The sequence below is a fragment of the Kocuria sp. SL71 genome (assembly GCF_026672465.1).
GTDB classification, from domain to species: Bacteria; Actinomycetota; Actinomycetes; order Actinomycetales; family Micrococcaceae; genus Kocuria; species Kocuria palustris.
The window spans coordinates 409,850-424,948 of sequence record NZ_JAPPRE010000001.1 but is presented as its reverse complement, the minus strand read 5'-3'; the positions used below and the strand labels follow the sequence as shown (position 1 = coordinate 424,948).

The following is a 15,099-nucleotide window of genomic DNA, read 5'->3' as shown; positions in this document are numbered from 1 at the left end:
AAGTCTAGGACCGCCGTTCAGCCGCGCGGGCCACGGGCGCGGCCCCTGCTGGCCCTGGCCGACTCGCCCTACTAGACTCTGGATGCATATGACCGCACCCGGGAGCAGCGCCTCCAGCCGCGTCCCGGGCTGAGTCGGAACGGGCGGATTCGACGACGAGCCGCCCTTCAGGGTCCGGACCCGGCAGGGCGGTCCTCAGGCGCGGCCGACGGCGGCCGCGGCGATACTGACGACAGAATGAGGCGTAGGCACGTGCCAAGCACACCACGAGATCTGATCCCGGAAGAGTTCGCGGGCAACGAGTGGCTGGTCGAGGACCTCTACGAGCGCTACCGGAAGGATCGCGACTCGGTCGATCGTGACTGGTGGCCGGTGTTCGAGGCCATGGACCGCGCCGCATCCTCCGGCAGCGACAGCGCGGCAGCTTCCCCGGAGCCCCCGGCAGAGGCCACGACGAACGAGTCCGCAGCAGAGGCGGAGGCACCGGCGAAGAAGCCGGCGCCGTCCTCCGCCGCGCAGCAGAAGGGTCCGAGCGCCGCCGCCTCGAAGCCCGCCCCCCAGAAGACCACGAACAAGAGCACCCAGGAGAGCACCCCAGTGGAGTCCACCTCGGCAGGATCCGCAGAGCAGCCGCAGGACGAGCCGCAGGACAAGGTGGTGAAGCTGCGCGGGCCGGCCAAGGCCGTGGCCGCCAACATGGAGGCCTCCCTGTCGGTCCCCACCGCCACGACCGTGCGCGCGGTGCCGGCCAAGCTGCTGATCGACAACCGCATCGTCATCAACTCCCACCTGGCCCGCAACCGCGGCGGCAAGGTCTCCTTCACGCACCTGATCGGCTACGCCGTCATCAAGGCGCTGAAGAAGATGCCGTCCATGAACGTCACCTATGAGGAGCAGGACGGCAAGCCGGTGGCCATCCACCCGGCGCACGTCAACTTCGGCCTGGCGATCGACCTGCCCAACAAGGACGGCTCGCGCAACCTGGTGGTGCCCAACATCAAGGGCGCCGAGGACCTCACCTTCCGCGAGTTCTGGAATGCCTACGAGGACATGGTCGGCCGTGCCCGCAAGGGCGAGCTGACCATGGACGACTACGCCGGCACCACGGTCTCGCTGACCAACCCCGGCGGCATCGGCACCGTGCACTCCGTGCCCCGCCTGTCCAAGGGCCAGGCCACGATCGTGGGCGTCGGCGCGCTGGACTACCCCGCCGAGTTCCGCGGCTCCTCCCCCCGCACCTTGGCGCGCAATGCGATCTCCAAGGTCATCACCCTGACCTCGACCTACGACCACCGCGTCATCCAGGGCGCCGGCTCCGGCGAGTTCCTGAAGCTGATCGAGTCCTACCTGCTCGGCGACGAGTTCTGGGACGAGGTCTTCCACGGGCTGAGGATCCCCTACGAGCCCGTGCGCTGGGTCACCGACAACCAGGTGAACCCGGAGACCGAGGTCAACAAGGTCGCCCGGATCCAGCAGCTGATCCACGCCTACCGCGTCCGGGGCCACCTGATGGCCGCCATCAACCCGCTGGGCTACGAACAGCGCGCCCACCCGGATCTGGACATCCGCACCTACGGCCTGTCGCTGTGGGACCTGGACCGCGAGTGGCCCACCGGCGGCTTCGGCGGGGCGCGCATGCTGACCCTGCGCACCATCCTGGGCCTGCTGCGCGATGCCTACTGCCGCACGATCGGCGTCGAGTACATGCACCTGGACGCCCCCCAGGAGCGCGAGTTCTTCCAGGAGCGCCTGGAGAAGGGCTACACCAAGCCCTCGCGCGAGGAGCAGTTCCGCATCCTCAGCCGCCTCAACGCGGCCGAGGCCTTCGAGACCTTCCTGCAGACCAAGTACGTCGGCCAGAAGCGCTTCTCGCTGGAGGGCGGCGAGTCGCTGATCCCGCTGCTCGACGCCGTGATCTCCGATGCCGCCGATCAGAACCTCGCCGGCGTGGCCATCGCCATGGCCCACCGCGGGCGCCTCAACGTGCTGACGAACATCGCCGGCAAGTCCTACGCCCAGGTCTTCCGCGAGTTCGACGGCGGCCAGGATCCCCGCGCCGAGGGCTCCGGCGACGTCAAGTACCACCTGGGCACCGAGGGCACCTTCACCTCGGATGCCGGCAACCAGACCCAGGTCTACCTGGGTGCCAACCCGTCGCACCTCGAGGCCGCCGATCCGGTGATCGAGGGCGTCGCCCGCGCCAAGACCGATGTCCTGGGCGCAGGCCCCGAGGGCGACGGCACCTTCCCGGTGCTGCCCATCCAGGTCCACGGCGATGCCGCCATGGCCGGTCAGGGCGTGGTCTACGAGGTCATGCAGATGGCCGAGCTGCCCGCCTACGCCACGGGCGGCACGGTGCACGTCGTGGTGAACAACCAGATCGGGTTCACCACCGGTCCGGAGGCCGGTCGCACCTCGACCTACGCCACGGACGTCGCCCGCGCCGTGCAGGTGCCGACCTTCCACGTCAACGCCGATGACCCCGAGGCCGTCACCCACGTGGGCCAGATGGCCTTCGAGTACCGCGAGCGCTTCCACAAGGACGTCGTGATCGACCTGATCTGCTACCGCCGCCGCGGTCACAACGAGGGCGATGACCCCTCGATGACCCAGCCGGTGATGTACGACATGATCGATCAGAAGCGCTCCACGCGCCGGGTCTACACCGAGAACCTCGTGGGCCGCGGCGACATCAGCCAGGACGAGGCCGATCGCGCGCTCAAGGACTACCAGGAGCGCCTGGAGCGGGTGTTCACCGAGACCCACGAGGCCCAGACCTCCGAGGCCCCGCTGGTCACCGGCGATGCCGCCGCGATCTCGAACATCGAGCGCCCCTCGGCCCAGCAGGCCGATTCCGGGATCTCCATCCCCCGCTCGACCGCCATCTCCGTGGACACCGCCCGTCGTATCGGGCAGGCCCACCTCGAGTCGCCGGAGGACTTCACGGTCCACCGCAAGCTCACCAAGCTGCTCGAGCGCCGCGCCAAGATGACCGTCGACGGCGGCATCGACTGGGGCATGGGCGAGATCATGGCCTTCGGCTCCCTGCTGATGGAGGGCATCCCGGTGCGGATGTCGGGCCAGGACGTCCAGCGCGGCACGTTCACCCAGCGCCACGCGGTGCTCTTCGACAACGAGACCGGCAAGCCGTGGATCCCGATCAACGGCCTGGTCGATGACCAGGAGACGCTGGCGATCTACAACTCGCTGCTCTCCGAGTACGGCGTGCTCGGCTTCGAGTACGGCTACTCCGTCGAGCGCCCGGACGCCCTGACCGTGTGGGAGGCGCAGTTCGGCGACTTCATCAACGGCGCCCAGACGATCGTGGACGAGTTCGTCTCCTCGGCCGAGCAGAAGTGGGGCCAGCGCTCGTCGCTGGTCATGCTGCTGCCGCACGGCTACGAGGGTCAGGGCCCGGACCACTCCTCGGCCCGCATCGAGCGCTTCCTCGCGCTGTGCGCCGAGCGCAACATGATCGTGGCGCAGCCGTCGACCCCGGCGAACCACTTCCACATGCTGCGTCGTCAGGCCTACGCCCGTCCGCGCAAGCCGCTGATCGTGGCCGCCCCCAAGCAGCTGCTGCGGCTGAAGGCCGCCAGCTCGCAGGTCGAGGACTTCACCTCGGGCACGTTCCGCCCGGTGATCGAGGACCAGGCCGGTCTGGATGCCGAGAAGGTCACCCGCGTGGTGCTCGTCTCCGGCCGCCTGTACTACGACCTCGCCGCGCACCGCGAGAAGAGCGACGATCGCAGCACCGCCATCGTGCGCGTCGAGCAGCTCTACCCGCTGCCGAGCGAGGAGATCCGCGCGGAGCTGGCCAAGTACCCGAACGCCGAGGTCGTGTGGGCGCAGGACGAGCCGGCCAACCAGGGCCCGTGGCCCTTCATGGCCGTCAACCTGGTCCCGGAGCTCGACCGCCGCGTCTCGCTGGTCTCACGCCCGGCCTCGGCCTCCCCGGCAGCAGGCTCGGCCAAGCGCCACTCCCTCGAGCTCGAGACCCTCATCGAGGAGCTCTTCGAGGGCCGCTGAGCCGATCGCCGCGCCCCAGGGTGCACCTGACGACGGCGCCCGGTCCGCCTCCCGCTGCGGCGGCAGGAGGGCCGGGCGCCGTCGTCACGACCAGGCGTCACCCGTCGTCCCATGTCCCGCACGGTGCCCGTGCGCGGCCCCGCAGGATGTACCGTTGCCACAGCGGCGGCACAGGCTGCATGAGACGGGTGCCTGAGTCACCGGCGGCCCGATCGAGGCCCTCCCCCGAGGCCCGGACCGCACCGCCCACCATCCGTGCTGAACATCAAGAAGAGGAACCCCGTGGAGCAACGCAGGATCAGAATGGTCGCGGTCGGCGACGAGCTGCTGGCCGGCGCCGGAGACCCCCGGGCGCTTGGCTGGTACGGCCGTGTGCTGGCTCGCACGCCCCATGACGTGGTCCCGATCTCCTCCTACGTCCTCGCCGCCCCCGGCGAGGGCAGCGAGGCGCTCAACGACCGCTGGTTCGGCGAGGCCTCCCTCCGCTTCGCCGCCGGTGCGGACAACCGCCTGGTGATCGCCCCGTCCACGCGCGACGTCGACCTGGCCATCACCACGGCGCGCTCGCGCCTGCACATGGCCAACATGGTCGACACCGCGGCGCAGTCCAACGTGAAGGTGCTCGTGGTGGGCCCACCGCCCACCCTGGACCCGGATCGCAACCGGCGTATCGCCGATCTCTCGGCCGCCTTCGCGGACGTCGTCACTCGGCGCAACCACATCTACGTCGACACCTTCAATCCGCTGCAGCACCACGAGCAGTGGCGCAAGGACCTCTCGGCGAACGACGGCAGCCCCGGCCAGGCCGGCTACGGCCTCATCGCCTGGCTCGTGCTGCACCGCGGCTGGTACTCCTGGCTGGATCTGCCCGAGCCGCAGTGATCCGCGCGATGGGCGCCGCCTCGTTCCCGCCGCATGCGCGGATGTGGAACAATGGGCGGATGTCCGCGGAAGGCTGCGGGCGGTTGTGAGCCGTCCGCCCCCGTCGGATCCCCGACCACTCGACCGAGGAGGCACGCATGAGCAAGCGTGGACGCAAGCGCAAGGACCGCCGCAAGAACAAGGCGAACCACGGCAAGCGCCCCAACTCCTGAGCCCGTTCCCGGGCCGGACTGGGACAGCAGTGAGCGAAGGCCCCGACCAGGGCGGCTCAAGATCCTCGAGCTCCTCCGGTCGGGGCCTTCGTCATGCGCGCGGGGACAGCTCTCCCGCGACTGTGCTCACTGGGTGCTCTGGCGGACGGACTCCGACTCCGCCTGGGCACCGGCCTCGGTGCGGCCGCAGGCCTCGTTGATGCGGGACATGATCGAGGCCCGCAGGGTCTCCGGGGCGGTCTCCGCGCAGGATCGCCGCACCGCGGTGCGGATCTCCCGCTCGAGGTCGTGCTCGTGCGTGCAGTCCGGGCAATCGTCCAGGTGCTCCGCGATGGCGCGGACGTCGTCCACGGTCAGGGCGCCGTCAAGGTACTCGTGGATCCGCTCGAGCTGGGCCTGCGAGCAGCCGCAGGGAGCACCGTCGTCGTGAGCATCGCGCTGGGAATCGGTCATGGTCAGTCCTTCTGCTTCTCGTCGGTGGTGCGCTGGGCGGCCCGGGCCCTGGCGGCGGACTTGGTGTCGGGGGCCGCGCTCTGCGTGGCGGAGGACTTGCGGCGACCGCCCTTGGTGGTGTCGATCCCCCGGTCGGCCGCGTAATCGCTGAGCATCTCGCGCAGGAGCCGACGGCCACGATGCAGCCGCGACATCACGGTGCCGATCGGCGTGCCCATGATCTCGGCGATCTCCTTGTAGGCGAAGCCCTCCACATCGGAGAGGTAGACCGCCATGCGGAAGTCCTCCGGCAGCTCCTGCAGAGCGCGCTTGACGTCCGAGTCGGGCAGGTGGTCGAGGGCCTCGACCTCCGCCGAGCGCAGGCCGGCGGAGGTGTGCTGCTCCGCGCGGTGCAGCTGCCAGTCCTCGACCGTCTCGGTGTCCGCCTGCTTGGGCTCGCGCTGGCGCTTGCGGTACAGGTTGATGTAGGTGTTCGTCAGGATCCGGTACAGCCAGGCCTTGAGGTTCGTGCCGGGGCGGTACTGGTGGAAGGACGAGAACGCCTTGGTGTAGGCCTCCTGGACGAGATCCTCGGCATCGGCGGCATTGCGCGCCATGCGCAGCGCCGCCGCGTAGAGCTGGTCGACGTAGACCATGGCCTCGCGCTCGAAGCGCTCGGCACGCTGCTCCGGGGTCTCGGTCTCGAGGTCCACGGGCTGCTCCTCAGGGGCAGCCGGGCCGGACTCGGCCATCAGGTCGTCATCGGGCGCGGTCTCGACGGGGCCGTCCTGCGCGCTCGGCTTGGTCCGGTCCGCGGTGTCATCTGCTTCGCTCATCGCGGACAAGTCTAGGCGGGCCGGAGCAGTCGCGGCCGTGCGGGTCGCTGTCAGCGCCATGTCCCTCCTTTCCTGTCCTGTCGGGTCCGGCAGGGTCTGTCTGCCTCCCGGTGCGTCGACAACTCGCAACGGTCGGCGGGGCCTGTCTATTCCGCCGGGTCGCGGCCGCGACCTCCCGGACCTCCGCGCGGCGCAGGTGAAGCGCTGTGCAGGCAGCCCCTTCCGGCCGCCGGATCGTGACGCCGTCCCGACACCTCGGGCCAGCGCCGGTGCGGCGTCCGACAGCCTGGTTAGGATGGCCGGTAAGAAGGGCCACCGGTCCGCGCACGCCGGACCGCCAGTACATCCAGGAGGACCCCTTATGAGCATCGTCCGCATCATCGCCCGCCCGCTGCTGGCCACCGGCTTCGTGGTCAACGGCGTCGACGCCTTCCGCAACTCGTCCCGCTCGGCCGAGCACCTGGCCCCCGTCCTGTCCGGGGTCGAGCGCGCCGTCCCGCAGGCCAAGCCCGCCGTGTCCAACAGCGCCGTCGTGGCCCAGGGCCTTGCCGCCGCGCAGGTCACCGCCGGGGTGGCCTACGGCCTGGGCAAGTTCCCCCGCGCCGCCGCCTCCGTGCTGGTCGTGACCACCAGCCTCAACGCCTACCTGGACTTCCAGGCCGCCGAGCACGGCTCCAAGGAGCAGAAGGCCGCTCGCCGCAACTCCGGTCTGAAGAACGTGTCGCTGATCGGCGCCACCATGCTGGCCACCGTGGACACCAACGGCCGTCCGTCGCTGGCCTGGCGCGCCAAGCACTTCGTGGATGCGGCCACCAAGTCCTCCAGCAGCTTCGCCGCCGATGCCTCCAAGCGCCTCGAGCAGGCCCAGAAGTCCGCTGAGAAGTCCACCCGCGGCTCCCGCAAGGCGGCCAAGAAGGCTGCCGAGCAGGCGCAGAAGCGCTCGGCCGAGCGCATCAAGCAGGCGCAGAAGGCCGCCAAGAAGGCACAGAAGAAGCGCTGAGCGCCCTTCGCCGAACCACCTCGTCGAACCCCGAACGGAGCACTGCGTGACCCGCGATCTCCCGGAGGAGCCCGAGCACCAGGAGCCGGTCGCAGCCACGTCGCTGTGGCCGGCTCCTTTCCTCGGCTCCCGTCCCGTCCAGGCCTCCCTCACCGTCCCCGGGTCCAAGTCGCTGACCAACCGCTGGCTGCTGCTGGCCGCCGTGGCCGATGCCCCGTCGCGCCTGAGGGCTCCGCTGCGCTCCCGGGACACCGAGCTCATGGCCCAGGCCCTGCGCGAGCTCGGCGCCCGGGTGGAGGACGTCCCGGGCCACGGAGACTTCGGCGACGACTGGCTCGTCACCCCCATCCCGTTCGAGCACCTGCGGACGCAGGCGGCCGCTGAGGATGCCGCCGGAACGGCGACCGAGCGGCGGATCGAGTGCGGGCTGGCCGGCACCGTCATGCGCTTCGTGCCGGCCCTGGCGGCCCTGGTGCCCGGTCGCACCGAGTTCCACGGGGACGCCGCCGCCGAGCGCCGACCCATGGGGCCGGTCATCGAGGCCCTGCGCGGGCTCGGGGTGGAGGTCCAGGAGCTCGGCGAGCCCGGGCGCCTGCCCTTCGCCGTCATCGGCCGCGGTGCCCTGCCCGGCGGGCAGCTGAGCATCGACGCCTCCGAGTCGTCCCAGTTCGTCTCGGCGCTGCTGCTGGTGGCCGCCCGCTTCGAGCACGGCCTGCAGCTGCGCCACGTGGGCGCTGACGGCGCAGGCGTGCCGTCCCTGCCCCACGTGGAGATGACGCTGCAGACCCTGCGGGAGGCCGGTGTGCGCGTCGAGGGCTCCGAGCCCGCCGCCTGGTCGGTGTCCCCCGGGACCGTGCAGGCCGTCGATCTGAGCATCGAGCAGGACCTGTCCAATGCCGGGCCGTTCCTGGCCGCGGCCGTCGTCTCGGGCGGCACCGTCTCGATCCCCCGCTGGCCGTTGCGCACCACTCAGGGCGGAGCCCACTGGCAGCAGATCCTCCCCGCCTTCGGGGCGCAGGTGGGCCTGGAGCCGGAGGCCGACGGCCAGCACGGGACCTTCACCGTCAGCGCCTCCAAGCCGCCGCACGGCGTGGACCTCGATCTCAGCCAGGCCGGGGAGCTCGCACCGACCGTCGCGGCGATCTGCGCGGTGGCCGACTCGCCGTCGGTGCTTCGCGGGATCGCCCACCTCCGCGGGCATGAGACCGACCGTCTGGCCGCCCTGGTCACGGAGATCCGTCGGATCGGCGGCCGCGCCGAGGAGACCGCCGACGGCCTGCGGATCGAGCCGGGGCAGCTGCACCCGGCCGTCATGCGCTCCTACGAGGACCACCGCATGGCCACGGCCGCCGCCGTGATCGGACTGGTCCTGGACGGGGTGCAGGTCGAGGACATCGCCACGACCGCCAAGACCCTGCCGCAGTTCCCGCAGCTGTGGAATCAGATGGCCACCGACTCGGCGCTGGACACCGGTGCCGTGCCCGTCCATCCCGGGTCCTCCCCCGTTCCCCAGCGCTCAGACAGCCATGGCGCGCGCTGATCGCGGGGCATCGTCCTGGGACGAGCTGGACGAGTCGGACGTCCGCGTCCGGGCCAACAAGAAGGGCTCCCGGCCGCGCACCAAGGAGCGGCCCGCCTACGAGGACGCCGTGATCGGGCGGATCGTCGCGGTGGACCGCGGTCGGTTCACCGCTGTCGTCGACGAGTCCTCGGACGACGAGCGCCTGGTCACCGCGGTGCGCGCCAAGCAGCTGCGCCGCACCCCCATCGTGGCCGGTGACAGGGTCGGCCTCGTCGGGGACGTCTCCGGACGCCCGGACACCTTGGCCCGGCTGGTGCGCCTCGAGCCGCGCACCACGCTGCTGCGCCGCAGCGCCGATGACACCGATCCCGTCGAGCGTGTGGTCGTGGCCAATGCCGACCGTCTGGTGATCGTGGTGGCGGCCGCGGATCCGGAGCCGCGCACGGGCTTCATCGACCGCTCCCTGGTCGCCGCCTACGACGCCGGCATCGAGCCGCTGCTGATCATCACCAAGACGGATCTGCAGGACCCGTCGTGGCTCATCGAGCACTACCGGGCGCTCGAGCTGTCCGTGCTGACCTCCGGAGCCGCCGGCGATGGCGCGGCAGCGGCCGAGGAGGACTCGCTGCCGCTGGATCAGCAGCTGGTCGACGCGCTGCGCGAGAGGCTGCTGGGCAGCGTCTCCGTGATGCTCGGCCACTCCGGCGTCGGCAAGTCCACGCTCGTCAACGCCCTGACCGGCGCACAGCGGGCCACGGGCGGCGTCAACGCCGTGACCGGTCGCGGTCGGCACACCTCGTCCTCGGCGCTGGCGCTGCGGGTCCCCGACTCCCCCGCCGGCACGTGGATCATCGACACCCCCGGTGTGCGCTCCTTCGGCCTGGCGCATGTGGAGCCCGATCGGATCGTCGAGGCCTTCGACGAGCTGGGCCCGGCGATCGCCGAGTGCCCCAAGGGCTGCACGCACCTGGCCGAGGCGCCCGGCTGCGCCCTCGACGAGTGGGTCGCACAGGGACGCGCAGGTCAGGCGGGCCCCGAGCGCCTGGAGTCGCTGCGGCGCCTGCTGAGCTCCGGACACGAGCAGGAGGCCGAGTCCAAGACCCTGGGGGCCTGAGCCTCCGCTAGCCTGGAGCGCATGCGCCCTCACGGTTCCTACACGGACGACCTCCGCCTCGCCCACGTGCTCGCCGACACCGTCGACTCGCTCACCATGGCGCGGTTCCGCTCTCAGGAGCTGCAGGTCGAGACCAAGCCCGATCTCACCCCGGTGACCGACGCCGATCGCGACGCCGAGCAGCTCATCCGGGCGCAGCTGGCCCGGGTCCGGAATCGGGACTCCGTGCTCGGCGAGGAGTTCGGCACCACCGGCTCCGGGTCCCGGCAGTGGGTCGTGGACCCGATCGACGGCACCAAGAACTTCGTGCGCGGCGTGCCCGTGTGGGCCACGCTGATCGCCATGATCGACGACGGAGTCCCCGTGGTGGGGCTGGTCTCCGCCCCGGCTCTGCAGCGGCGCTGGTGGGCAGGCGCAGGCACCGGTGCCTGGGCGGGACGCTCCCTGGCCAAGGCCGAGCGGCTCAGCGTCTCGTCGGTGGGTCGGCTCGAGGACGCCTCGCTGTCCTACTCCTCGCTCAGCGGGTGGAAGGACCGTGGGCGCCGCGACGACTTCCTGGAGCTCACGGACCGCGTCTGGCGCACCCGCGCCTATGGCGACTTCTGGTCCTACTGCCTGGTGGCCGAGGGCACCGTGGACCTGGCGGCCGAGCCGGAGCTGAACCTGTACGACATGGCCGCGCTGGTCCCGATCGTGGAGGAGGCCGGCGGGCGCTTCACCGGCCTCGACGGGGCCCCCGGCCCGTTCAGCGGCAACGCCGTGGCCAGCAATGGACTGCTGCACGACCAGGCGCTCGAGCTGATCGGGGACTGATCCCCTGCGCCTTCCAGGAGGGCATGCAGGAGGGGCCGAGGCATCATGCCTCGGCCCCTCCTGCATGCCCTGGTGGGTGCTTGCCGCTGGGCTCAGCCCGCGGTGGCACACCGGCCGCGATCGATCAGCTGGCGGTCGCGGGCTCCTCGTCGAGCTGCTGGTCGACGGCGTCGTTGAGGCACTGCTCGAAATCCGCCTGGTCCTGCGTGGTGACCTCGGAGGACATGTAGGTGTCGATGCAGGCGCGCGCGTCCGGGTCGTTGAACAGCGAGATCATGCTCGCGCCCAGGATCAGCGAGAACACCAGCACGACGCCGTTGATGAGGATGCCCAGGCTGTTGAGGATCACGCCCGCGATCCCGAACCCCTTGCCCGCACGCGCCTTGGAGGCCCGCACGAGGGAGACGATGCCCAGGATCAGGCCGATCACGGCGGCGATGATGAACAGGCCCAGGAGCCAGAACAGCAGGACGCTGACGATGCCGAGCACCAGGGACGCGATGCCCATGCCCTTGCCGTCCTTGACCTTGCGGCCGGGCTGGTAGCCGCCCTGGGCGTAGGGGTCCTGGTTCGGGTAGCCGCTGTAGGACTGCTGCGCCGGGGCGCTCGCGCCCGCGCCGTAGCCGGCGGTCTGCACCGGCTGACCGGCGCTGCGGGAGCCCTGGGCGTCGTCATAGCGCCCGTACTGCGGCACCCCCTGCTGCGACTGTCCCGATTCCTGCGGGGCGCGCACGCCGTAGCGGGGCGCCTCCTCCTGGCCGGGATCGTGCGCGGGGCCCTGGGGCCCGCCGTCGCGGGCCGCGCCGTCTGCCCGTGCGCCGCCGTCTGACCACGGGGACGACTGGTCTGCGTTGTGCGGGGGCTGGTAGCTCAAGTCCGTCTCCTGAGGGAGGTCCGATGTTCGTGGGTCGCCTCCGATTCTCCCACAGCCGCACCGGAGGAGGCGCCGTGCACAGGCGTGAGAAGGGCCGCCGAGCGCGATGCTCGACGGCCCTCCTGGGGTTCGATCGCCGGTCACAGCCCCTCGGGGCGCTGACCGACGTTGGGGATCACTTCTTGTCGCTGCTCCTGAGTCGGCGCAGCGTGCCCGTGACCGGGCCCGTGGTGCGCGAGAGCCGGTAGTCGATCCGGTTGTCCACGCGCGAATCCACCTGGGAGCCGAACCGCGAGTCGAAGTCGTCCTGGAGCATCTCGGAGACGCGCCGGTAGCGCTGCTCCAGCTCCCGGTCCTGCATCTGCTCCAGGTCCGTGCGCATGGCCTTGACCGTGGCGATGGCCATGAGGATCAGGATCACGGAGAACGGCAGCGCCGTGATCAGTCCCGCGGCCTGGATGACGGTGAGCCCGCCGGCCAGCAGCAGAGCTGCCGCGATCAGGCCCTCGAGCACGGCGAACGTCACACGCGACCACGTGGGCGGGTTCGGGTGGCCGCCGGAGGCGAGCATGTCCACCACGAGCGAGCCCGAGTCCGAGGACGTGATGAAGAAGATCGCGATGACGACGATCGCCAGCACCGAGAGGATCCCGCCTATCGGCAGCCCGGACAGCAGGTCGAACAGAGCGGACTCGGCGATCACGCCCTCCTCCGGGTCGACCAGGCCGCCCTCACCGAAGAGCTGGCGGAACAGGCCCGCGCCGCCCATCACGGAGAACCAGAAGAACCCGACCGTGGTGGGCACCAGCAGCACGCCGGCGACGAACTGGCGCACGGTGCGCCCGCGGGAGATGCGGGCGATGAACACGCCCACGAAGGGCGCCCAGGAGACCCACCAGCCCCAGTAGAAGATGGTCCAGGCAGCGCCCCAGGCCGCGCCTTCCTCGCCCTGGTAGGCGCCGACGTCGAAGCTCATGTTCAGCACGTTGGCCAGGTAGACGCCCAGGGACTGGATGAAGTTCTGGAACATGAACAGCGTGGGACCCAGCAGCAGCACCGAGATCAGCAGCAGGCCCGCCAGCGACAGATTGATGTTCGACAGCCACTTGATGCCTCGACCGAGGCCCGTGACCACAGAGGCCGTGGCCAGGAACGTGATCACGACGATCAGGATGATCAGCAGCGTCATATCCGCCGACTCGACGACGCCCATGGCGGCCAGTCCCGCGCCGATCTGCTGGACGCCCAGGCCCAGCGAGGTCGCCACACCGGCGATGGTGCCGAAGACGGCCAGGATGTCGATCACGTCGCCCATCCAGCCCTGGACGCGCTTCTCGCCGAGCAGCGGCTCCAGCGCCCAGCGGATGGACACCGGACGGCCCCGACGGTGGATCGCGTAGGCCAGGGCCAGGCCGATCACGGCGTAGATGGCCCAGGGGTGCAGGCCCCAGTGGACGAAGGTCTGGGCCATGCCCAGCTGGGCAAGCTCCACCTCGTCGCCGGTCCAGCCCGGCTTGGGGGAAGAGGTCGCGTAGGTCAGAGGCTCGGCCACGCCGTAGAAGACCAGACCGACGCCCATGCCGGCGGAGAAGAGCATGGCGAACCAGCTCAGCCAGGAGAACTCCGGCTCCTCGCCGTCGCGCCCCAGCTTGATGCGGCCGAAGCGCGAGAAGCACATGTACAGGGCGAACACGATGAAGGCCGCGATGACCGTCATGTAGTACCAGCCCAGGTTGGTCACCAGCCAGGTCTGCGCACCGATCAGCACATCCGAGGTGAAGTCCGGGAAGATCAGCGCCGAGGCCGTGACCACGACGATCGCGATCAGCGACGGCCAGAACACCGCCGGGGCGATGCTGCCGCCGCGCAGGCGGACGCCCTGGGCCTTGAGCTTCTCGGTGATCTGGGCATCGGTGTCGTCATCGCCGATCTGGTGCTGGGGACGCAGATCGGAGTCCAGCGGGTCCTCGGGAGGCGGCCCGCCCGGGCTCGAGGTGGGGGATGTGGATTCGTCCGTGATCTCGGACATGCATTCCTTCCGCGCCGCCGCGGGATCTGCGGATCCGACGCGGACCCGCCCGGGCAGCGACTATCAGGCTTCTTTGAGATGTTGTGCTCCACCAGGTAAACACCTGGGAGCGCACTTGTCAGCTTCATGCGCTGTGAATCGCGCCGCAGGGGTCGCTCCACTGCCGCTCCCCCGCCGAATCGACGCCTCCCTGCTCGATCTCGGCGTTTGCGCGCAGGGAGGCGTCGATTCGGCGTTCTCCGAGCGGTCGCGGGGCGAACTGACGCAGAGTCGGCAAGGACATGGGGGCACAACGACAAGCGCCCCGGACCGCATGGTCCGGGGCGCTTGGTCGATGCCCTGGGGCATCACAAGTGGAGATGGGGGGAATTGAACCCCCGTCCGGTGCAGCTTCTTCCGGGCTTCTCCGGGCGCAGTGTGCTGTGGATTTTCTCAGCCCTGGTCCTTGTAGCACACGTCTCGACCAACAGGCTCAGTCGCGTAAGTGTTCACCAGCCGTCCGCGACGTACGGCTGAAGCAGTGGCCTTCTAGCTGATGCCAGACACCGGGGCGAAGGCGACCCCGGGCTGACAGACTGCTGTCGCTAGCTCAATCAGGCAGCGAGAGCGAAGTCAGTGCGCTTGGATTCGGCACTTATTGGTTTGCACAGGACGTTTACGAGATGACTGTGCTTTCTCGGCCCGCTTCACCAGAATCGACTCACACCGTCGAAACCGATCATCCCCATATGCTGTTGTCAACCAGCTCCGACGACTGCCCCTGAGGGCCGTTGCCGGACACATGAGTCTACTGCTCGACGCCCGGGACGACAACACCCCGCCGACCGCAGCCGTCGGGGTGAGCGGTGCTGGAGAGCGCTTCAGCGCATGTTGCGGTAGCGCATGGCGCGCTGGGCCTCGCGGTTGTCCTGGGCCTCGCGCAGTGCCTGACGCTTGTCGAACTCGCGCTTGCCGCGGGCCACGCCGATCTCCACCTTCACGCGCTTGCCGTCGCGGAAGTACATGCTCAGCGGCACGATCGTGAAGCCGGACTCGCGGGTCTTCTGCGCGATCTTGTCCAGCTCCGAGGCGTGCAGCAGCAGCTTGCGACGGCGCTTGGCGGAGTGGTTGGTCCAGGAGCCCTGCAGGTACTCCGGGATGTTCACGTTCTCCAGCCACAGCTCGCCGCGGCGGTCGAAGGCGCAGTAGCCGTCCACCAGCGTGGCGCGGCCCATGCGCAGCGACTTCACCTCGGTGCCCATCAGGGCGATCCCGGCCTCGTAGGTGTCGAGGATCTCGTAGTCGTGCCGGGCCTTCTTGTTGTTGGCGACGACATCACGGCCGTCGTCGTTCTGCTTCTTCTTCTTGGTCGCCATG

General features: G+C 70.1%; 12 protein-coding genes and 1 other RNA gene. 7 read left to right on the top strand and 6 right to left on the bottom strand.

Annotated features, from left to right (window positions below):
* The first annotated feature begins 252 nt into the window (after nucleotides 1-252).
* The 3 genes from OVA15_RS02025 to OVA15_RS13360 all read left to right on the top strand — a co-directional run bounded on the left by OVA15_RS02025 (nucleotide 253) and on the right by OVA15_RS13360 (nucleotide 5,123).
* The gene (locus OVA15_RS02025) at nucleotides 253-4,029 is read left to right on the top strand and encodes a multifunctional oxoglutarate decarboxylase/oxoglutarate dehydrogenase thiamine pyrophosphate-binding subunit/dihydrolipoyllysine-residue succinyltransferase subunit (protein WP_268142769.1); all 3,777 of its coding nucleotides are present in this window, start codon (nucleotides 253-255) and stop codon (nucleotides 4,027-4,029) included.
* Nucleotides 4,030-4,311: 282 nt separating this feature from the next.
* The gene (locus OVA15_RS02020; protein WP_024290807.1) at nucleotides 4,312-4,911 is read left to right on the top strand and encodes a GDSL-type esterase/lipase family protein; all 600 of its coding nucleotides are present in this window, start codon (nucleotides 4,312-4,314) and stop codon (nucleotides 4,909-4,911) included.
* A gap of 137 nt (nucleotides 4,912-5,048) precedes the next feature.
* On the top strand, nucleotides 5,049-5,123 hold the full coding sequence (locus OVA15_RS13360) for a 50S ribosomal protein bL37 (RefSeq protein WP_014300525.1): 75 nt from the start codon (nucleotides 5,049-5,051) through the stop codon (nucleotides 5,121-5,123).
* Between the two features lie 126 nt (nucleotides 5,124-5,249).
* Here OVA15_RS13360 and rsrA read toward each other — a convergent pair whose 3' ends face one another.
* Both rsrA and OVA15_RS02010 read right to left on the bottom strand, forming a co-directional pair.
* On the bottom strand, nucleotides 5,250-5,576 hold the full coding sequence (rsrA, locus tag OVA15_RS02015) for a mycothiol system anti-sigma-R factor (protein ID WP_006215243.1): 327 nt from the start codon (nucleotides 5,574-5,576) through the stop codon (nucleotides 5,250-5,252).
* A 2-nt stretch (nucleotides 5,577-5,578) separates the two neighbouring features.
* Nucleotides 5,579-6,391 carry a sigma-70 family RNA polymerase sigma factor gene (locus tag OVA15_RS02010; RefSeq protein ID WP_442786716.1) on the bottom strand — a complete coding sequence of 271 codons (813 nt, stop codon included), beginning with the start codon at nucleotides 6,389-6,391 and terminating at the stop codon, nucleotides 5,579-5,581.
* A gap of 361 nt (nucleotides 6,392-6,752) precedes the next feature.
* Between OVA15_RS02010 and OVA15_RS02005 the strand changes: the two genes are divergently transcribed.
* From OVA15_RS02005 to hisN, 4 genes are read left to right on the top strand one after another with little or no spacing between them, the layout of a single operon-like run.
* On the top strand, nucleotides 6,753-7,391 hold the full coding sequence (locus OVA15_RS02005) for a DoxX family membrane protein (RefSeq protein WP_024290810.1): 639 nt from the start codon (nucleotides 6,753-6,755) through the stop codon (nucleotides 7,389-7,391).
* A gap of 46 nt (nucleotides 7,392-7,437) precedes the next feature.
* Nucleotides 7,438-8,931 carry a 3-phosphoshikimate 1-carboxyvinyltransferase gene (gene aroA / locus OVA15_RS02000; protein ID WP_268142765.1) on the top strand — a complete coding sequence of 498 codons (1,494 nt, stop codon included), beginning with the start codon at nucleotides 7,438-7,440 and terminating at the stop codon, nucleotides 8,929-8,931.
* Nucleotides 8,918-10,027: a ribosome small subunit-dependent GTPase A gene (gene rsgA / locus OVA15_RS01995; protein WP_268142763.1), complete on the top strand. Its 1,110-nt coding sequence runs from the start codon at nucleotides 8,918-8,920 to the stop codon at nucleotides 10,025-10,027. The genes aroA and rsgA overlap by 14 nt, the downstream gene beginning before the upstream one ends.
* A 21-nt stretch (nucleotides 10,028-10,048) precedes the next feature.
* Nucleotides 10,049-10,840, top strand: coding sequence for a histidinol-phosphatase (gene hisN / locus OVA15_RS01990; protein WP_268142762.1), 792 nt, complete (start codon nucleotides 10,049-10,051; stop codon nucleotides 10,838-10,840).
* Nucleotides 10,841-10,964: 124 nt separating this feature from the next.
* On the opposite strand, the gene OVA15_RS01985 is transcribed toward hisN, so the two are convergent.
* The 4 genes from OVA15_RS01985 to smpB form a co-directional block, all read right to left on the bottom strand.
* Entirely contained in the window at nucleotides 10,965-11,714 is a 750-nt protein-coding gene (locus tag OVA15_RS01985; protein ID WP_268142760.1) for a DUF4190 domain-containing protein, read from the bottom strand.
* A gap of 175 nt (nucleotides 11,715-11,889) precedes the next feature.
* A complete protein-coding gene (locus OVA15_RS01980) occupies nucleotides 11,890-13,743 on the bottom strand; it encodes a BCCT family transporter (protein ID WP_268142758.1) in 1,854 nt (617 codons plus the stop codon).
* Between the two features lie 351 nt (nucleotides 13,744-14,094).
* Nucleotides 14,095-14,469, bottom strand: a transfer-messenger RNA (tmRNA) gene (gene ssrA / locus OVA15_RS01975).
* Between the two features lie 134 nt (nucleotides 14,470-14,603).
* Nucleotides 14,604-15,098 (bottom strand): SsrA-binding protein SmpB, encoded by a 495-nt coding sequence (gene smpB / locus OVA15_RS01970; RefSeq protein WP_006215252.1) that lies wholly within the window; start codon nucleotides 15,096-15,098, stop codon nucleotides 14,604-14,606.
* Between the last annotated feature and the right edge of the window lies 1 nt (nucleotide 15,099).